General features: G+C 75.4%; 13 protein-coding genes and 1 pseudogene. 9 read left to right on the top strand and 5 right to left on the bottom strand.

The window, feature by feature from the left end:
- Window positions 1–120 precede the first annotated feature (120 nt).
- On the top strand, window positions 121–1,110 hold the full coding sequence (locus tag C593_RS0109410; RefSeq protein ID WP_018847048.1) for an aldo/keto reductase: 990 nt from the start codon (window positions 121–123) through the stop codon (window positions 1,108–1,110).
- Between the two features lie 221 nt (window positions 1,111–1,331).
- Here C593_RS0109410 and C593_RS0109405 read toward each other — a convergent pair whose 3' ends face one another.
- Together C593_RS0109405 and C593_RS0109400 are read right to left on the bottom strand one after the other, a co-directional pair.
- On the bottom strand, window positions 1,332–1,766 hold the full coding sequence (locus C593_RS0109405) for a CBS domain-containing protein (protein WP_026277527.1): 435 nt from the start codon (window positions 1,764–1,766) through the stop codon (window positions 1,332–1,334).
- Between the two features lie 127 nt (window positions 1,767–1,893).
- Window positions 1,894–2,577 (bottom strand): GDSL-type esterase/lipase family protein, encoded by a 684-nt coding sequence (locus C593_RS0109400; RefSeq protein ID WP_078521347.1) that lies wholly within the window; start codon window positions 2,575–2,577, stop codon window positions 1,894–1,896.
- A gap of 189 nt (window positions 2,578–2,766) precedes the next feature.
- Here C593_RS0109400 and C593_RS0109395 point away from each other — a divergent pair, with 189 nt between their 5' ends.
- Entirely contained in the window at window positions 2,767–3,759 is a 993-nt protein-coding gene (locus C593_RS0109395) for a hypothetical protein (protein ID WP_018847045.1), read from the top strand.
- A 185-nt stretch (window positions 3,760–3,944) separates the two neighbouring features.
- Here the strand turns inward: C593_RS0109395 and serC are convergent, their stop codons facing one another.
- Together serC and C593_RS0109385 are read right to left on the bottom strand one after the other, a co-directional pair.
- A complete protein-coding gene (gene serC, locus C593_RS0109390) occupies window positions 3,945–5,063 on the bottom strand; it encodes a phosphoserine transaminase (protein WP_018847044.1) in 1,119 nt (372 codons plus the stop codon).
- A 218-nt stretch (window positions 5,064–5,281) separates the two neighbouring features.
- The gene (locus tag C593_RS0109385; RefSeq protein WP_026277526.1) at window positions 5,282–5,869 is read right to left on the bottom strand and encodes an ATP/GTP-binding protein; all 588 of its coding nucleotides are present in this window, start codon (window positions 5,867–5,869) and stop codon (window positions 5,282–5,284) included.
- Window positions 5,870–6,155: 286 nt separating this feature from the next.
- On the opposite strand from C593_RS0109385, the gene C593_RS0109375 reads away from it, so the two are divergent.
- Window positions 6,156–9,107 (top strand): FAD-binding and (Fe-S)-binding domain-containing protein, encoded by a 2,952-nt coding sequence (locus C593_RS0109375; RefSeq protein ID WP_018847042.1) that lies wholly within the window; start codon window positions 6,156–6,158, stop codon window positions 9,105–9,107.
- 46 nt (window positions 9,108–9,153) lie between these two features.
- On the opposite strand, the gene C593_RS0109370 is transcribed toward C593_RS0109375, so the two are convergent.
- On the bottom strand, window positions 9,154–10,008 hold the full coding sequence (locus C593_RS0109370) for a LysR family transcriptional regulator (protein WP_018847041.1): 855 nt from the start codon (window positions 10,006–10,008) through the stop codon (window positions 9,154–9,156).
- A 234-nt stretch (window positions 10,009–10,242) separates the two neighbouring features.
- Between C593_RS0109370 and C593_RS29210 the strand changes: the two genes are divergently transcribed.
- The 6 genes and pseudogenes from C593_RS29210 (at window position 10,243) to C593_RS0109335 (ending at window position 19,556) form a co-directional block, all read left to right on the top strand.
- Complete coding sequence (locus C593_RS29210) at window positions 10,243–11,268, top strand: EamA family transporter (protein WP_078521345.1); 1,026 nt, start codon at window positions 10,243–10,245, stop codon at window positions 11,266–11,268.
- A 230-nt stretch (window positions 11,269–11,498) separates the two neighbouring features.
- Window positions 11,499–12,281, top strand: a pseudogene (locus C593_RS0109360) (TIGR03084 family metal-binding protein); the annotation flags it as partial.
- 158 nt (window positions 12,282–12,439) lie between these two features.
- On the top strand, window positions 12,440–14,140 hold the full coding sequence (locus C593_RS0109355; RefSeq protein WP_018847038.1) for an acyclic terpene utilization AtuA family protein: 1,701 nt from the start codon (window positions 12,440–12,442) through the stop codon (window positions 14,138–14,140).
- Window positions 14,141–14,756: 616 nt separating this feature from the next.
- Window positions 14,757–16,355: a carboxyl transferase domain-containing protein gene (locus tag C593_RS0109345; RefSeq protein WP_018847037.1), complete on the top strand. Its 1,599-nt coding sequence runs from the start codon at window positions 14,757–14,759 to the stop codon at window positions 16,353–16,355.
- A gap of 7 nt (window positions 16,356–16,362) precedes the next feature.
- Window positions 16,363–18,348 carry an ATP-binding protein gene (locus C593_RS0109340; protein WP_018847036.1) on the top strand — a complete coding sequence of 662 codons (1,986 nt, stop codon included), beginning with the start codon at window positions 16,363–16,365 and terminating at the stop codon, window positions 18,346–18,348.
- The gene (locus C593_RS0109335; protein ID WP_018847035.1) at window positions 18,345–19,556 is read left to right on the top strand and encodes an acyl-CoA dehydrogenase family protein; all 1,212 of its coding nucleotides are present in this window, start codon (window positions 18,345–18,347) and stop codon (window positions 19,554–19,556) included. Before C593_RS0109340 ends, C593_RS0109335 begins: the two co-directional genes overlap by 4 nt.
- The last annotated feature ends 86 nt before the right edge of the window (window positions 19,557–19,642 follow it).

Genomic DNA, 19,642 nt, shown 5'->3' with positions numbered 1-19,642 from the left:
GAAACTTGCGAAAGACCACTCGGGGGCGTGCGGCGCCGACGGGCCGTGCCGTGTCGACGGGCCGTGCCGACGGGCCGCGCCCCCTTGCTTCGAGCGGACTCGAAGGCGTTGGCTGACACCATGAAGTACACGCAGCTCGGACGCACCGGTCTCAAGGTCAGCCGACTCGTCCTCGGCACCATGAACTTCGGGCCTCAGACCGACGAGGCCACCAGCCACACGATCATGGACGCCGCGCTCGACGCGGGTCTGAACTTCTTCGACACCGCCAACGTCTACGGATGGGGCGAGAACAAGGGCCGTACCGAGGAGATCATCGGTACCTGGTTCGCCAAGGGCGGCGACCGCCGCGACAAGGTGGTCCTCGCCACCAAGGTCTACGGCCACATGGGCGCGGACGGCGAGGCGTGGCCCAACCACGACCGCCTCTCCGCCCTCAACATCCGCCGTGCGGTGGACGCTTCACTGAAGCGCCTGCGGACGGACCACATCGACCTCTACCAGTTCCACCACATCGACCGGCGCACCCCGGTCGAGGAGATCTGGCAGGCGGTCGACGTCCTCGTCCAGCAGGGCAAGATCCTCTACGTGGGCTCCTCCAACTTCCCCGGCTGGAAGATCGCCCAGGCCAACGAGACGGCCACCCGCCTCGGTTCGTACGGACTGGTCAGCGAGCAGTGCCTCTACAACCTGGCCGAGCGCCGGGCCGAGATGGAGGTCCTTCCGGCCGCGCGGGAGTACGGCCTCGGGGTCATCCCCTGGTCGCCGCTGCACGGCGGACTGCTCGGCGGGGTCCTCAGGAAGGAGTCCGAGGGCAGCCGTCGCGCGAGCGGGCGCAGCGCCGACGCGCTGGCGAACACCTCGGTCCGCGAGCAGGTGCAGGCGTACGAGGACCTGCTCGACAAGCACGGCCTGGCACCCGGCGAGACCGCCCTCGCCTGGCTGCTGACCCGCCCCGGTGTCACCGGCCCCATCGTCGGCCCGCGCACCCCGGAGCAGCTCGCCTCCGCCCTGCGCGCGGTCGAGCTGGACCTCGGCGACGACGTCCTCGGCTCCCTCGACGAGATCTTCCCGGGCCCGGGCCCGTCCCCGGAGGCCTTCGCCTGGTGAACACACCCGCGTGGACACACCTGCGTGGACACACCTGTGTGAACGCGCCAGTGTGCACACCCCCGCGTCAACGCCCCGCGTGAACCCGCCCGCGCCCGGGGCGGCCGTACGGGCGCGCGGCGGGGGACGCTGCCGGACGGCCTGGCGGGCAGGGCACGGGGCCGGGCCCTCGAAGGAGGACCCGGCCCCGGGGAGTGGTCGCGGGCAGTGGCCGTGGGCGGTCAGGACTGCGCGTAGACCGCCGTCGCGAAGGCCGCGATCTGTTCGTCGCTGAGGTTCTTGGCCACGTTCGCCTCGGTGATCATGCCGACCAGGCGGTGGCCGCCGTTCACGTCGATCACCGGAAGGCGTTTGACGTGGTGGTTCTCCATCGTCTCCAGGACCTCGGCGGCGCTCGCCTCGGCGTCCACCCAGTGCAGCTCGCCGGCGAGGGTCCCGGCCTGGACGGTCGCCGGGTCGACGCCCTCGGCGCAGCAGCTGATCACGATGTCCCGGTCGGTGACCATGCCCGTCAGGCGGTTGTTGTCCCCGCAGATGGGCAGCGCGCCGACGCCGAGATCCCGCATCATCATCGCCGCGTCCCGCAGTGACTGGTGTGCTCCCACACAGGTCGCACTGCTCGTCATGATGTCCTTGGCTCGCAACTCGTGGGCCATGGGTCAACCCCTCTCACGTATCGGCCCCGTTGTCTCGACGGTACGCCGGGTGCCCGGTGGGCGCCGTTCCAATCCGGACGGCACGACCCCCGGGACGACGAGTCCCGGGACGACGAGTCCCGGATCGTCAGGCCGCGACGCCGTACGCCCGGCCCACTCCCCACGCCTGGTGCATCGCGTCGGCGAACGCCCCCGCGAGCTTGGCCTCGCCCGTGGGGCCGGGGTGGGTGCCGTCGTAGGTGTCGGTGCGCAGGTCGTAGCCGGCCGGACGGGAGGCCAGCAGGAGGGGCGAGCCGGGGGCGTCCAGATCGGCGACGGCCTTGGCGAGCAGGACGTTGAAGCGCTCGCACTCGGCCGCGAAGGGAGCGTCGGTCTCGGCGCGGACATTCGGGATGACGGGCAGCAGGACCATCCGGACGGACGGGTTCGCCGCGCGGGCCCGGGCCACGAACTCCCGCACGTTCAGGGCCGTCTGCTCGGCGTCGGTGTAGAAGCCCAGGTCTATCAGGCCGAGGGAGACCAGCAGCACGTCCGGCCGGTGGGCGCGCACGGCGTCCTCGACGACCGGTGCCATGTGGAGCCAGCCCTCGCCCCAGCCGGCCAGGTGGCGGCGGGCCTCGGGCGGGAAGGCCGGGTCTGCGTAGCGGGTGGAGACGGGGGCGTTCGCCTCGGTGTCGTACAGCTCGTGGCGCGGGCCGACGATCGCGAACGGCTCGCCGAGGGCCGACAGGTGCTGCCACATCCGGTAGCGCCAGCTGAAGTCCCCGGCGCGCCCGATGGTCATGGAATCGCCGACGAACATGAAGCGCATGGCGGTCATCATCGCGGAACCGGCCGGTAACCGGGCAGTGATCGCCGGTGTGAGACCGGCCACGGCGCGCCTGTGCGGGCCCGGTCACGGCGCTTGTGGGCCCGGTCACGGCGGGGGCGGCGGGCCGGGGGCGGAGCCGGGACTCCGGTAGGCGGCGTGCGACCGCATGGGAGGTGGCAGGCTGGGGGGATGCGCCCGCCTGCCCTTCTCGCCGCTGCCGCCCTGCTCGTGCTGGCCGCCGCCGCGCCCGCCACCGCCGACGGGGACTCCGGGTTCACCATCGAGGACCCGAGGATCACCGAGTCCAGCGGACTGGCCGCGAGCCGCGCCCACCCGGGCGTCTACTGGACGCACAACGACCAGGACGAGCCCCGGGTCTTCGCCGTCGACTCCGCCACCGGGAAGACGGTCGCGACCGTCACCCTGCGCGGGGTCGGCACCCCCCGGGACATGGAGGCGATCTCCGTCGGCCCCGACGGCAACGTCTACGTCGGCGACATCGGCGACAACCTCGACGGCAGCTGGGACCACGTCTGGATCTACCGCTTCCCCGAGCCGAAGCAGCTCGGCGACCGCACGGTGACGGCCACCCAGTTCGACGTGAAGTACGCCGACGGGCCGCGCAACGCCGAGGCGATGATGGTGCATCCGGTGACCGGACGCGTCTACATCGCCTCCAAGAACGAGGACGGCGGCGGCCTGTACGAGGGCCCCGAGCGGCTGGCTGCCGGCGGGACGAACGTGTTCCGGCGCATCGGCGAGGTGCCGTGGGTGACCGACGGCGCGTTCTCCCCGGACGGGAGGGAGCTGGTGCTGCGCTCGTACTTCAGCGCGCGCGGCTACGTTTGGGAGGACGGCCGCCCCGGCGCCGACTTCCGGGTCCGGGCGCCGATCCAGCGGCAGGCGGAGTCGGTGACGTACACCCTGGACGGCAAGGCGCTGATGTTCGGCACCGAGGGCGAGCAGAGCCCGGTCGAACGGGTGGCTGCGCCCGCCCGCGAGGGCGGCGGCCCGGGAGGGGGCGGAACGGGCGGCTCCGGGGGGTCCGGCGCCGGGGAGCCGGGCGACGGCGACGGCGCGGCGGGCGAGGGGGACAGCGCGACGACGTACGGGGTGCTGCTCCTCGCGGGCGGCGCGCTGCTGGTCTTCGCGCTGCGCCGGCGGGGCGGCAAGTCGTCGTAGTCGTCTCCCCGGTGGTGGTGCCGCGGCGTCTCCGCTACGAGGCGCTGTCCGCCGCGTCCGTGGCCGCGTCCGTGATCGCGGCGAGGGCCGCCACCAGCGGTACTCGCCGACCGCGGCCGGGCCCGGGGGCCCGGCCGCGCCGCGCTGCGGCTTCCGCCGTTCCGGCTTCTTCGTGCTCCAGCCGACTACAGCTTCTCGATCACGTAGTCCACGCAGGCGGTGAGCGCCTCGACGTCCGCCGGGTCGATCGCCGGGAACATCGCCACCCGGAGCTGGTTGCGGCCCAGCTTGCGGTACGGCTCGGTGTCCACGATGCCGTTGGCGCGCAGCGCCTTGGCGACGGCGGCCGCGTCGATCTCGTCCGCGAAGTCGATGGTGCCGATGACCTGCGAGCGCTTCGCGGGGTCGACCACGAACGGAGAGGCGTACTTGGACGCCTCGGCCCAGCCGTACAGGGCGCGCGCGGAGGCGGCGGTGCGGCCCGTCGACCAGTCCAGGCCGCCCTGCCCGTTGATCCACTTCAGCTGCTCGTTCAGCAGGAAGAGGGTCGCCAGCGCCGGGGTGTTGTAGGTCTGGTTCTTGCGGGAGTTGTCGATCGCCGTCGGCAGGCTGAAGAACTCCGGGACATGGCGGCCGGAGGCGTGCACCCGCTCGGTGCGCTCGATCGCGGCCGGGGAGAACACGCCGATCCACAGGCCGCCGTCGGAGGCGAAGGACTTCTGCGGGGCGAAGTAGTAGACGTCGGTCTCCGCGATGTCGACCGGCAGGCCGCCCGCGCCGGAGGTGGCGTCCACCAGGACGAGCGCGCCCTCGTCGGCGCCCGCGACCCGCTTGACCGGGGCGGCCACGCCGGTGGAGGTCTCGTTGTGGGTGAGGCCGTAGACGTCGACGCCGGCCTCGGCGTGCGGCTCGGGGTGGGTGCCCGGGTCGGAGGAGACCACGGTCGGCTCGGCCAGCCACGGGGCCAGCTTCGCGGCCTTGGCGAACTTGGAGGAGAACTCGCCGAACGACAGGTGCTGCGACTTGTTCTCGATCAGCCCGTGGGTCGCGACGTCCCAGAAGGCGGTGGAGCCGCCGTTGCCCAGGATCACCTCGTATCCCTCGGGCAGGGAGAACAGCGCGCGCACACCCTCGCGGACCTCGCCGACCAGGTTCTTGACCGGGGCCTGGCGGTGGGAGGTGCCGAGGAGGGAGGTGCCGGTGGCGGCCAGGGCGTCCAGCGCCTCCGTACGCACCTTGGAGGGGCCCGCGCCGAAACGGCCGTCGGCGGGCTTGATGTCAGCGGGAATCTGGATATCAGCCACGAGCCGGAGCGTATCTGCTCGGCGGTCCCCGCGCGGCCCCGGTCCGGACGATGAGACCGCGGGAGGGAGGTTGCGGGGGGTGACGGGGGGTGCGCGGCACGGCGCGGGGCGCGCGGCACGGGAGTCCGCGCCCCCGTGCCGCGCCCGTGGGCTCACGCCCGGGGTGGTCTGTGGCTCACCCCCGCGGTGCTTGTGGCCCGCCCGCAGTGCCTTGCGGCTCACCTCCGCGCGGTGCTCAGGTGCTCCATGAGGGCGATCAGCACGAACTTGCTCGACGAGTGGTCCCGGGCGTCGAACTCGACCAGCGGCACCCCGGCGGGCAGCGCCAGCTCGCCCCGGATCTCGTCCTCCGAACGGAACGGCCCGCCGAAGTCGTTGACGGCCACGATGAACGGCGTGCCGTGGTGCACCAGCCGGTCGACGGCGAACCGCGCGGCCTGGACCGCCCGCGTGTCCACCAGCACCACCGCCCCGTAGGAGCCGTCCAGCACCCGGTCCCACAGGAAGCGGAAACGCTCCTGGCCGGGCGTGCCGAAGAGGCAGAGGACGGACCCGTCGTCGAGAGTGATCCGGCCGAAGTCCAGGGCCACCGTGGTCGCGGTCTTCGCCGGGGTGAGCACCGCGCCGGCGGAGGCGTCGCCGGCGTCGCTGATCGCCTCCTCGGTGTGCAGCGGCCGGATCTCGCTGACCGAACGCACCATCGTCGTCCGGCCGGTCCCGTATCCGCCGACCACGGCGATCTTCGTCGCGGCGGTCCTCTTCGCAGCGGCTCTCGTCGCACTGAGGGGCGTCCCGGCGCGGGTCATGGTGTCCGGGGGGAGTGTTTCTCGGGGGTGCCGGTCATCGAGCGGTGCCTTCCGGGGGTGCGGTGGGCGCGAGGTGATTCGCCGGCCTCTGAGCCTGCGTCCGATCACGAGTCCGATCAATCCGTGGTCACTATAGGAGAGCTGACGATCAGTTGGGCAAGGGTCCTGCGGTCCCGGCTTCGGTGCCGGTGCGCAACGTCCGCAACCGACCCGGTTTCCGCCCCGCCCCCGCCCCCACGCCCTCCCCGTCCCTGCGAACCGGTGCGGGCGGGGCCATGCTGGAGGCATGGCGCAGCGAACGAACCGTTCCGGCGGGTCCCCTGAGGAAGCGAACCGTTCCGGCAGATTCCCCGGAGAGGCGAGCCGTTCCGGCGCGTCCTTCGGAGATACGGGCGAACTGGCCCGCGCGCTCAGCCGCGCGGTCCGCGGCGAGGTCGACTTCACCGCCGCCGCCCGGGCTCTGGTGACCATGGACGCCTCCAACTACCGGCGCGTCCCCGTCGGTGTGGTGGCCCCGCGCGACCCGGACGACGTGGCAGCGGCCCTGGCGGTCTGCCGGGAGGCGGGCGTCCCCGTCGTGGCGCGCGGCGCGGGCACGTCGATCGCCGGGCAGGCCACCGGGACCGGGGTCGTGTTCGACTTCACACGCCACATGCGCGGCATCCTGAGTCTGGACCCCGAGACGCGCACGGCACGCGTCCAGCCGGGCGTCGTCCTGGACCGGCTGCGGGACGCGGCCGCCCCGCACGGGCTCACCTTCGGGCCGGACCCGTCCACGCACAGCCGCTGCACCCTCGGCGGGATGATCGGCAACAACGCCTGCGGCTCCCACTCGGTCGCCTGGGGCACCACCGCCGACAACGTCCGAGCGCTGGACGTGGTCACCTACGGCGGCGACCGGCTGCGCCTCGGCCCCGGCTGGGCGGGCGCCCCCGCCGGGCTGCGCGAGCTGGTCACCGCGCACCTGGCCGCGCTGCGCACCGCGTACCCGCCCGGTCTGCCCCGCCGGATCTCCGGCTACGCGCTGGACGCCCTGCTCCCCGAGAACGGCGCCGACACCGCCCGCGCCCACTGCGGCAGCGAGGGCACCCTCGCCGTACTGACCGCCGCGACCGTCCGCCTGGTCCCCGCGCCCGCCCACCGCGCGCTGGCCGTCCTCGGCTACCCGGACGAGAGCGCGGCGGCCGACGCGGCCCCCGGGCTGCTGCCGCTCGGGCCGCTGACCGTGGAGGGCATGGCGGAGGACCTGGTCCGCGACCCGGCGGCACGGGCGGGCCTGCCGCGCGGCGGGGCCTGGCTGTTCGCCGAGACCGGGGGCGCGAGCGCAGCCGAGGCGGAGGCGGCCGCCGGGGCCCTGGCCGCCGCCTCGGACGCCCTGGACGCGGCCGTGGTGTCCGACCCGGCCGGGCAGCGCGTTCTGTGGCGCATCCGGGAGGACGCGGCCGGCACGGCGACCCGGATGCTCGACGGGGCCGAGGCGTGGCCCGGGTGGGAGGACTGCGCGGTGCCGCCCGCCCGGCTCGGCGCCTATCTGCGCGACTTCCGGGCCCTGCTCGCCCAGCACGGGCTGCGCGGCACGCCGTACGGGCACTTCGGTGACGGCTGTATCCATGTCCGGATCGACTTCGACCTCACCGGCGCGGCGGGGGTGCGCCGCTTCCGGGCCTTTTCCGAGGACCTGGCCGGTCTGGTCGTCGCGCACGGCGGCTCCCTCTCCGGCGAGCACGGCGACGGGCTCGCCCGCGCGGAGCTGCTGCCGCGGATGTACGGGGACGAACTGGTGCGCCTGTTCGGCGAGTTCAAGGACCTGTGGGACCCGGCGGGCGGCCTCAACCCGGGTGTCCTCGCGCGCCCGGCGCCGCTCGACCGCGATCTGCGCTTCGAGGTGCTGCCGTCCGGCCCGGTCCCGGCCGCCTTCGGCTACCCGGACGACGCGGGCGCGTTCCCGCGCGCGGTCCGGCGGTGCGTGGGCGTCGCCAAGTGCCGCGTGGAGGGCCCGAGTCCGGGTCCGGGTGTGATGTGTCCCTCGTTCCGGGCGACGGGCGAGGAACGGCATTCCACGCGCGGCCGGGCCCGGCTGCTGCACGAGATGCTCGCGGGCGAGATCGTCACCGGCGGCTGGCGCTCGGAGGAGGTCCGGGACGCGCTCGACCTGTGCCTGTCCTGCAAGGGCTGCCGTAGCGACTGCCCGGTGGGCGTCGACATGGCCGCGTACAAGGCGGAGTTCCTGCACCACCACTGGGCGGGCCGGCGCCGGCCCGCCTCCCACTACACGATGGGCCGCCTGCCGCAGTGGCTGCGTCTCGCCACGCCCCTCGCGCCGCTGCTCAACGGGCTGGCGGGGGTGCGTCCGCTCGCCGCCCTCGCCAAGCGCCTCGCGGGCGTCGCGCCGGAGCGCGCCCTTCCGTGCCTGGCGCCGCGCACGTTCACCTCGCTCGCGCGGGAGTGGCTGCGCGGCCGGACCGAGGTGCTCGCCACCGGCCGGCTCACCGCCCTGTGGCCGGACACCTTCACCGACCGCCTCACCCCGTCCGTGGGCACGGCCGCCCTGCGCGTCCTGGCGGACGCGGGCGTCGGCGTCGTCCTGCCGCAGGGCCGGGTCTGCTGCGGGCTCACCTATGTCTCGACCGGTCAGCTCGACCGGGCCCGCGTGGTGATGCGCCGCACCCTGGACACCGTCGAGCCCCTCCTCGACCTGGGCGTCCCCGTCACCGTCCTGGAACCGAGCTGCGCCGCGACGCTCCGCACGGACCTGCCGGAACTCCTGGGCGGCGACCCGCGCGCGGCCGCCCTCGCGGACCGGGTCCGGACCTTCGCCGCGACCCTGGAACAGTGCGCCCCCAACTGGCGCCCGCCCCGCCTGGACCGCCCGGCCGCCGGCCAGACCCACTGCCACCAGCACGCGGTCCTCGGCGACACCGCCGAACGCCGCCTGCGCGAACGGGCCGGCCTGACCGGCGAACTGAGCGGCGGCTGCTGCGGCCTCGCGGGCAACTTCGGCTTCGAACGCGGCCACTGGGAGGTCTCCGTCGCCTGCGCCGAGGACCAACTCCTCCCGGCCGCGCGCGCGGCCACCTCCGGCACCGTCCTCCTGGCGGACGGCTTCTCCTGCCGGACGCAGCTCGCGGAACTGGGGGGATACCGGGCGCGGCACCTGGCGGAGGTGCTGGCGGAGGGGATGGATCAGCGGGAGGCGGGAGGGGGCGGGGCGAACGCGACACCGGGCGGCAGCGCGTAGCCCAGCCCGGCGAGCCGGGCGGCGACCTCGGTGGGCGGCCTCCCGGTCAGCCGGCGGCCACCTCGCGGATCAGGGTGATCAGGGCCGGGATCGCGGGGTGCGGGGCCGTGGGGCGCCAGGCGAGGTGGACGGGGGTTTCGGGGGCGTCGGTGAGGGGGCGGTAGACGACGCCCGGGTTGGGGTGCATCGCGGCGGTGGAAGCCGCCGAGACGCCGACCGCGTTGCCCGTCGCGATGGCCGCCAGCCAGTCGTCGGTGTTGCGGACGGTGAGGGTGCGGGTGGGGCGGGAGGCGGCGGGCCAGAGGTCGAGGGTGGTCAGGCCGGAGACCGTGTTGAGGACGACCGGCTCGGCGGCCAGGTCCGCGAGGGAGAGCGCCGCGCGTTCCGCGAGCGGACCGTCCGCCGTCACGGCCGCGACCCGGGCCTCCGTGAACAGCGGCGCGGTCGCCAGGCCCGGGGTGTCCACGGCGCCCCGCAGCACCGCCGCGTCCACCCGGCCCTGGGTGAGCCCGGCCGTGCGGTCGTCGACGCGCAGCAGCTCGATCGGGGTGTCCGGATGCTCGTGCGCCCAGCGGCGCAGCAGCGGGGTGGTGTACGTGCCGAGGGCCGACCAGGCGTGCCCGAGCCGCAGTGGGGGACGCAGCAGGCGGCCCGCGTCGAGGGCCTCGTCGAACGCGGTCACGACCGCCGCGGCCTTCTCGCGGAAGGCGTGGCCCGCCGGAGTGAGCGCCAGGTGATGGGTGGAGCGGTCCACCAGCCGGGTGCCGAGGTGGCGCTCCAGGGCGGCCAGCGACCGGGACACGCTCGGCTGGCTGAGGTTCAGCCTGGCCGCGGCCCCCGTGACGCTCGACTCCTCGGCGATGGCCAGGAAGCAGCGGAGGTGGCGCAGCTCGATGCTCATACGCCCGGAGCATAAGCGCAGCGAGACGGGCATTTCACGCGCGGCTCCCGGGTCCGTAGCGTGGGAGGGGCGCGTGGCGTGCGGAGTACGGGCGCGGGGCGAGAAGCGGGCGCGGCGAAGCGGGCGCGGTGTGCGCCGGGCGCGCACTGCGCGGGGCGATCGGAGGCAGGGGCAGTGGTGGAGGAGTCGCAGGGCACGGGCGGCAGGGCGGCGGCCCCGCGCCGGGACGCGGCCGTGCCGGAGGCCGCGGCGGCGTCCGTCGCGCTGCCCGAGGCCGCCGGCCCGGCCACCGACGCGGCCACCGGCACCGCATCCGCCCCGGCGCGCCGGGGCGGCATCCTGCTCGGTCCCGTCGCCCTCGTCGTCACCGGCGCCCTCTCCGTGCAGTTCGGCGCGGCCGTCGCCGTCTCCGTGATGCCCCGGACCGGCGCCCTCGGTGTCGTCACCCTGCGGCTGGTGCTCGCCGCGCTGGTGCTCCTCGTCGTCTGCCGGCCCCGGCTGCGCGGCCACTCGCGCGCCGACTGGGGGACGGTCCTCGCCTTCGGCGCGGCGATGGGCGGCATGAATATCCTCTTCTACCAGGCCGTCGACCGGATCCCGCTGGGCCCGGCCGTCACCCTGGAGGTCCTCGGCCCGCTGGCCCTCTCCGTGATCGTCTCCCGCCGGCTGGTGAACCTCGTCTGGGCCGGGCTCGCGCTGGGCGGTGTGTTCCTGCTGAGCGGCGGCGGCTTCGACCGGCTCGATCCGGTGGGTGCGCTCTACGCTCTCGCGGCGGGCGGTATGTGGGCGGCGTACATCGTCTTCAGCGCCCGGACCGGGCGCCGCTTCCCCCAGGCGGACGGGCTCGCCCTGGCGATGGTGGTCGCCGCGCTGATCAGCCTGCCGCTGGGCGTCTGGGAGTCCGGCACCAGGCTCCTGGAGCCCACCACGATCGGGCTCGGCCTCGCGGTGGCCCTGATGTCGTCCGTCCTCCCGTACACCCTGGAACTGCTGGCCCTGCGCCGACTGCCGTCGGCCACCTTCGCGGTCCTGATGAGCCTGGAGCCGGCGGTCGCGGCGGGGGCGGGCTTCCTCGTCCTCCAGCAGGCGCTCTCGGTGGCGGACGCGGCGGCCATCGCCCTCGTCGTCGCGGCGAGTATGGGCGCGGTCCGCACCCAGACCGCCCGCCGCGCGGGGCCGGGCCCGTCCCGGGCCGCCCGCGCCGCAGGGCCCGGCCGGTTCCGGGCCAACCGCCGGCGCGCCGGGACCACCACGGACTGACGCCCGCCCCGGCCGGGCGCACCACGGACGGACGCCCACCCCTGCCGGGCGCGCGGAGCCGGCGCTCCTCGCCCCGTCCGGGCCCCGCTCGCCCGTCCCGGATCGCCCGTCCGGGCGCCCCACCGCATCCGGCCAAAAATCAAGCAAGCATGCTTGCTTGATTTACGTCACGCTGCCATGCTCCTGGGCACACCGACGTGAGAGCCGCCGTGCCCCCGAGGGAGCGCATCGTGTCCGAACCGGCCGCCGTACTCGACGACCTGCGCAACGAGAGCGACGAACTCGACCGGCTGGTCGCACCGTTGCCGCCCGGACGGTGGGCGCTCGCGACGCCCGCCGAGGGGTGGACCGTCGCCCACCAGATCGCACACCTCGCCTGGACCGACCGGGCCGCACACCTCGCCGTCACCGACGCCGGGGCCTTCGCCGACGACGTGGCGAAGGCCCTCGCCGCGCCCGGCACCTTCGTGGACGACGGGGCCGCCGAGGGCGCCGCCCTGCCGCCCGCCGAACTCCTCGCCCGCTGGCGCGCCGGCCGCGAACGCCTCCTCCAGGCCCTGCGCCAGGCCCCTCCCGGCATGCGTTTCCCCTGGTACGGGCCGCCCATGAGCGCCGCTTCGATGGCCACCGCACGCTTGATGGAGACCTGGGCGCACGGCCAGGACGTCGCCGACGCCCTCGGCGTCACCCGCACCCCCACCGCCCGGCTCGCCCAGATCGCCCGGATCGGGGTGCGCACCCGGGACTTCGCGTACGGAGTGCACGGGCTGACCCCGCCGGCCGAGCCGTTCCGGGTCGAACTCACCGGCCCGGCGGGCGAGTCGTGGGCGCACGGCCCCGAGGACGCGGCCCAGCGCGTGACCGGCCCGGCCCTCGACTTCGCCCTCCTCGTCACCCAGCGCGCCCACCGCGACGACCTGGCACTGCGCGCGGAGGGCCCGGACGCGGACCGCTGGCTGGGGATCGCCCAGGCGTTCGCCGGACTGCCGGGCAAGGGGCGCGGGCCGGGCGGGCGTACGCCGAGCGGCCGGACCCGGGGAGACCGCCCGCCGGGAGAGCGGGCACAGGGCCCGGGAGAGCGGGCACAGGGCCCGGGAGAGCGGGCACAGGGCCCGGGAGGGCAGGCACCGGGCGGGCGCCCGCCCGGCCGCCCCGCCGGCGAGGAGCCCCGGTGACCGCCCCCGCCCCCCGCCCGCTCCGCGTCGGCAACGCCTCCGGCTTCTACGGCGACCGGTTCGACGCCGTCCGCGAGATGCTCACGGGCGGCCCCCTCGACGTCCTCACCGGCGACTACCTCGCCGAGCTGACCATGCTCATCCTCGGCCGCGACCGGCTGAAGGACCCCCGCCTCGGCTACGCCAGAACCTTCCTGCGCCAGCTGGAGGACACCCTCGGACTCGCCCGCGAACGCGGCGTCCGCATCGTCACCAACGCGGGCGGACTCAACCCCGCCGGACTCGCCGCCGCGATCAGGGACCTGGCCGAGCGGACGGGCGTGCCCACCGCCGTCGCGCACGTCGAGGGCGACGACCTCACCGACCGCCACCCCGGCGCCCTCACCGCCAACGCCTACCTCGGCGGCGCCGGCATCACCGCCTGTCTGGCGGCCGGCGCGGAGGTCGTCGTCACCGGCCGGGTCACCGACGCGGCCCTGGTCACGGGCCCCGCCGCCTGGTGGTTCGGCTGGGGTCCGGAGGCGTACGACGAACTGGCCGGCGCGGTCGTCGCCGGTCACGTCCTGGAGTGCGGCACCCAGGCCACCGGCGGCAACTACGCCTTCTTCGCCGAGTCCGGCCGCGACCTGCGCCGCCCCGGCTTCCCCGTCGCCGAGATCCGCCGCGACGGCTCCAGCGTGATCACCAAGCACCCGGGCACCGGCGGCTTCGTCGACGTCGGCACCGTCACCGCGCAGCTGCTGTACGAGACGGGCGGAGCCCGGTACGCGGGACCGGACGTGACCGCGCGGCTCGACACGGTGAACCTGACGGAGGACGGCCCGGACCGGGTCCTGGTCTCCGGGGTGCGCGGCGAGGCCCCGCCGCCCGCGCTCAAGGTCGGCCTCAACCGGCTCGGCGGCTGGCGCAACGAGGTGGTCTTCGTGCTGACCGGGCTCGACATCGAGGCCAAGGCCCGGCTGGTCCGCGAGCAGCTCACCGAGGCCCTCGGCAAGCAGCCGCCCGCCGAGACCCGCTGGGAGCTGGCCCGCACCGAGCACGCCGACGCCGACACCGAGGAACGCGCCAGCGCCTATCTGCGGCTCGTGGTGCGCGACCCGGACCCGGAGAAGGTCGGCCGCGCGGTGAGCGGCGCCGCGATCGAGGCCGCCCTCGCCAGCTACCCCGGCTTCCATGTCACGGCACCGCCCGGAAAGGGCGCGCCCTACGGGGTGTTCGAGGCCGGGTACACGGACGCGGCCGGGGTCCCGCACACCGCCGTCCTGCCGGACGGCACCCGGGTGCCCGTCCCGCCCGCCGCCCGGACCCGGGCGCTCGGCGAGGTGCCGGCGCCCGCGCTGCCCGAGCCGCTGCCGCCCGGCCTCCCGGTCCGCCGGACCGCGCTCGGCCGGGTCATGGGCGCCCGCAGCGGCGACAAGGGCGGGGACGCGAACATCGGCGTCTGGGCGCGGGGCGAGGACGCCTGGCGCTGGCTCGCGCACGAACTGACCGCACAGCGGCTGCGGGAGCTGCTGCCGGAGACGGCGGGGCTGCCGGTCGTACGGCATGTGCTGCCGAACCTGCGGGCGCTGAACTTCACGGTCACCGGCATCCTCGGCGAGGGGGTCGCGGCGCAGGCCCGGTTCGACCCGCAGGGGAAGGCGCTGGGGGAGTGGCTGCGGGCGCGCTGCGTGGACGTCCCGGAGGCGCTGCTGTGACGCCGTCCCGCGCACGTGAACGCGCCCGGCGAGGCCCCGGCCCCGGTTCCGGCCCGGGTTCCGGCCCGGGCCGGCGGGCCGACCGCGCCAGGTCCGGACCGGCGGACCCGGCCCCCGCACCGGCCGACCGCGCCAGGTCCGGACCGGCGGGCGGCGCCGGTTCCGCGTCGGCCGACCGCGCCAGGTCCGGACCGGCGGGCGGCGCCGGTTCCGCGTCGGCCGACCGCGCCAGGACCGGACCGGCGGACCCGGCCCCCGCACCGGCCGACCGCCCCAGGCCCGGACCGGGCCGCCCGGCCGACCGCGCCAGGCCCGGACCGGGCCGCCCGGCCGACCGCGCCAGGCCCGGACCGGGCCGCCCGGCCGACCGCGCCAGGCCCGGACCGGGCCGCCCGGCCGACCGCGCCAGGCCCGGACCGGGCCGCCCGGCCGACCGCGCCAGGCCCGGACCGGGCCGCCCGGCCGACCGCGCCAGGCCCGGACCGGGCCGCCCGGCCGACCGCGCCAGGCCCGGACCGGGCCGCCCGGCCGACCGCCCCAGGCCCGGACCGGGCCGCCCGGCCGACCGCGCCAGGTCCGCCCCGGCCGACACCCACCCCGCACCGGAGGTGACCCCGTGACCGTCCTCGCGTCCGCCGTCGACCCGGCGAGCCCCGAACACGCCGCCCACCGGGCCGCGATGCTGGAGAAGCTGACCGCCCTGGAGGCCGAGCACGCCAAGGCGCTGGCGGGCGGCGGCGAGAAGTACACCGCCCGCCACCACGGACGCGGCAAGCTCCTCGCCCGGGAGCGGATCGAGCTGCTGATCGACCCCGACAGCCCCTTCCTGGAGCTGTCCCCGCTGGCCGGCTGGGGCAGCGACTACCCCGTGGGCGCGTCCCTGGTCACCGGGATCGGCACGGTCGAGGGCGTCGAGTGCCTGATCACCGCCAACGACCCGACCGTGCGCGGGGGCGCGTCCAACCCCTGGACGCTGAAGAAGGCGCTGCGCGCCAACGAGATCGCCTTCGCCAACCGGCTCCCGGTGATCTCCCTCGTCGAGTCCGGGGGCGCGGACCTGCCCTCCCAGAAGGAGATCTTCATCCCGGGCGGGGCCCTCTTCCGCGACCTGACCCGGCTCTCCGCCGCCGGAATCCCCACCGTGGCCGTGGTGTTCGGCAATTCCACGGCCGGCGGGGCGTACGTCCCCGGCATGTCCGACCACACCGTGATGATCGCGGAGCGCTCCAAGGTGTTCCTCGGCGGCCCGCCGCTGGTGAAGATGGCCACGGGGGAGGAGAGCGACGACGAGTCCCTGGGCGGTGCCGCGATGCACGCCCGGGTCTCCGGGCTCGCCGACCACTTCGCCGCCGACGAGCCGGACGCCCTGCGCCAGGCCCGCCGGATCGTCGCCCGGCTCAACCACCGCAAGGCACAGGCCGATCCGCCGCTCGCCGAGCCCCCGAAGTACCCGGCCGAGGAACTGCTCGGGATCGTCCCGGAGGACCTGAAGACGCCGTTCGACCCGCGCGAGGTGATCGCCCGGCTGGTGGACGGCTCGGACTTCGACGAGTTCAAGCCGCTGTACGGGACGAGCCTGGTCACCGGCTGGGCGCGGCTGCACGGCTATCCGGTGGGGGTGCTGGCGAACGCGCAGGGGGTGCTGTTCTCCGCCGAGTCGCAGAAGGCGGCGCAGTTCATCCAGCTCGCCAACCAGCGGGACATCCCGCTGCTCTTCCTGCACAACACCACCGGCTACATGGTCGGCAGCACGTACGAGCAGGGCGGCATCATCAAGCACGGCGCCATGATGATCAACGCGGTCGCCAACTCGACCGTGCCGCATCTCTCCGTCCTGATGGGCGCCTCCTACGGCGCCGGGCACTACGGGATGTGCGGCCGGGCCTACGAGCCGCGTTTCCTGTTCGCCTGGCCCAGCGCCAAGTCCGCCGTGATGGGCCCGCAGCAGCTCGCGGGTGTCCTGTCGATCGTCGCCCGCGCCTCGGCCGCCGCCAAGGGGCAGCCCTACGACGACGAGGCGGACGCGGGGCTGCGCGCCATGGTGGAGGCCCAGATCGAGTCCGAGTCCCTGCCCGCCTTCCTGTCCGGGCGGCTGTACGACGACGGGGTGATCGACCCCCGGGACACCCGGACCGTCCTCGGGCTGTGCCTGTCCGCGATCCACACCGCACCGGTCGAGGGCGCCCGCGGCGGCTTCGGCGTCTTCCGGATGTGAGGCCCCCATGACCACCGCACCCCACTCCGCACCCCACTCCACACCGATCACCGCGCCGATCTCCACCGTCCTGGTCGCCAACCGGGGCGAGATCGCCTGCCGGGTCTTCCGCACCTGCCGGGAGCTGGGCATCGCGACCGTCGCCGTGCACTCCGACCCGGACGCCGGCGCACTGCACGTCCGGGAGGCGGACGCGGCGGTCCGGCTGCCCGGCGCCACCCCCGCCGAGACGTATCTGCGCGGGGACCTGATCGTCAAGGCGGCCCTCGCCGCCGGGGCCGACGCCGTCCACCCCGGTTACGGGTTCCTCTCCGAGAACGCCGGGTTCGCCCGGGCCGTCGCGGACGCCGGGCTGGTGTGGATCGGCCCGCCGCCCGCCGCGATCGAGGCCATGGCGTCCAAGACCCGGGCCAAGGAGCTGATGGGCCTCACCCCGCTCAGGGACCCGGCCGGGGTCACCGAGGCCGACCTGCCGGTTCTGGTGAAGGCGGCGGCGGGCGGCGGCGGGCGCGGGATGCGGGTGGTGCGCACGCTGGCCGACCTGCCCGGCGCGCTGGCCGCCGCGAGCGCCGAGGCGGCCGCCGCGTTCGGCGACGGGGAGGTGTTCACCGAACCGTACGTGGAGGACGGCCGCCATGTGGAGGTGCAGATCCTCGCCGACGCGCACGGCACGGTGTGGGCGCTGGGCACCCGGGACTGCTCCCTCCAGCGCCGCCACCAGAAGGTGGTCGAGGAGTGCCCCGCGCCCGGTCTGCCGCCCGGACTGACCGCACGCCTGCACGAGTCGGCGGTCGCCGCCGCACGCGCGGTGGAGTACCGGGGCGCGGGGACGGTCGAGTTCCTGGTCGGGCCGGACGGCCGGGCGCACTTCCTGGAGATGAACACCCGCCTCCAGGTCGAACACCCCGTCACCGAGGCCGTGTTCGGCATCGACCTGGTCGCCCTCCAGCTCGCCGTCGCGGAGGGGGAGGCCCTGCCGCCCGAGCCGCCCGCCCCGCACGGCCACGCGGTGGAGGCCCGGCTCTACGCGGAGGACCCGGCGGCGGGATGGGCGCCCCAGGCCGGTGTGCTGCACGCCTTCGAGGTCCCGGGCGAGCCCTGGCGGGACCGCACGGCTTGCGGCATCCGGGTCGACGCCGGGTACGCGGCCGGGGACAGCATCGGTGTGCACTACGACGCGATGCTCGCCAAGGTCGTCGCGTACGCCCCCACCCGCGCGGCCGCCGTCCGGCTCCTCGCCCGCGCCCTGGAACGGGCCCGGCTGCACGGCCCGGCCACCAACCGTGACCTGCTGGTGCGCTCCCTGCGCCACCCGGACTTCGCCGACGCCCGCCTCGGCACCTGCTTCTACGACCGGCACCTCGACGCACTGACCACCCCCGTGGCGGGAAAGGCGCACGCGGCCGTCGCCGCCGCCCTCGCGGCCGCCGCCGGCCGGTCCGGGCGCTTCGGCGGCGCCTGGCGCAATCTGCCCTCCCAGCCGCAGAGCGCGGTCTACGGCGAGCACGAGGTGCGCTACCGGCCCGCCCGCGACGGCGGCTTCACCGTCGAGGACGCGCCCGGCCTGCGCGTGCTGTCCGCGCGGTCCGACCGGGTGACCCTCGAAGTCGAGGGCGTGGCACGGGACTTCGTGGTCAGCGCGTACGGGGGCGACGACGGTCCGGTCCATGTCGAGGGCCCCCTCGGCCACCACACCCTGACCCGCCGCCCCCGTTTCACGGACCCCGCCGACCGGGCCGTCCCCGGCTCGCTGCTCGCGCCGATGCCCGGGACGGTGGTCCGCCTCGGCGAGGGTGTCGAGGCCGGCGCGACCGTCACCGAGGGTCAGCCGCTGATCTGGCTTGAGGCCATGAAGATGGAGCACCGGATCGTCTCCCCGGCCTCCGGCACGCTCACCGCCCTGCACGCCGCCCCCGGCCGCCAGGTCGAGGTCGGCGCCCTGCTCGCCGTCGTGCACGACTCCCACGAAGCACAGGAGGCATTCGCACCATGAGCCCCGCCACGAGCACCAGCGCCAGTACCAGCACCCACGCCCCCACCGGCCCCGGGACCGCCCCCGCCGGTCCGGCGACGAGCGCCGTCGAGAGCCAGGAGCGCAGGGACCTGCGCGCCGCCGTCGCCGCCCTCGCCCGCCGCCACGGCCCCGGCTACGACCGGGCCACCCTCTGGGAGGAGGCCGGGAAGCTCGGCTACCTCGGGGTGAACCTGCCCGAGGAGTACGGCGGCGGAGGCGGCGGGATCAGCGAACTCTCCCTGGTCCTGGAAGAGTCCGGCGCGGCCGGCTGCCCGCTGCTGATGATGATCGTCTCGCCCGCGATCTGCGCCACCGTGATCGCCCGCTTCGGCACCGACGAGCAGAAGAGCACCTGGCTGCCCGGCCTCGCCGACGGCAGTCTGACCATGGCCTTCGGGATCACCGAGCCCGACGCGGGCTCCAACTCCCACCGGATCACCACCACCGCCCGCCGGGACGGCGACGGCTGGGTGCTCACCGGCCGCAAGGTGTTCGTCTCCGGCGTGGACATCGCCGACGCCACCCTGATCGTCGGCCGCACCGAGGACGCGCGCACCGGGAGGCTCAAGCCCTGCCTGTTCATCGTCCCGCGTGACGCCGAGGGCTTCGGCCGGACCCCGATCGACATGGAACTCCAGGCCCAGGAACGGCAGTTCGAGCTGGTCCTCGACGAGGTGCGGCTGCCCGCCGGGGCCCTGGTCGGCGACGAGGACGCGGGCCTGCTCCAGCTGTTCGCCGGGCTCAACCCGGAGCGCATCATGACGGCCGCCTTCGCGATCGGCATGGGCCGCCACGCCCTGGCCAAGGCCGTCGGGTACGCGAAGACCCGGCAGGTGTGGAAGGACCCGATCGGCGCCCACCAGGCCATCGCCCACCCGCTCGCCCAGGCCCACATCGAACTCGAACTCGCCCGCCTGATGATGCAGAAGGCCGCCGCCCTCTACGACGCGGGCGACGACCTCGGTGCCGGCGAGGCCGCCAACATGGCCAAGTACGCGGCGGGGGAGGCGTGCGTCCGGGCCGTCGACCAGGCCGTGCACACCCTCGGCGGCAACGGCCTCACCCGGGAGTACGGCCTCGCCCGGCTGGTGACCGCCTCCCGGGTGGCCCGGATCGCGCCCGTCAGCCGGGAGATGATCCTGAACTACGTGTCCCACCAGTCCCTGGGTCTCCCCAAGTCCTACTGACAGACGGCATGGTCTACCAGGAGCGCCGCTCCCGGCCCGCCCGGGGCGCGGCGCACCCGGCCGCCCGCGACCGCGGGCCGCCACCA

The organism is Streptomyces sp. CNT372, from assembly GCF_000377145.1.
The sequence above is the reverse complement of the archived record's forward strand: the minus strand, read 5'-3'. Positions and strand labels throughout refer to the sequence as shown.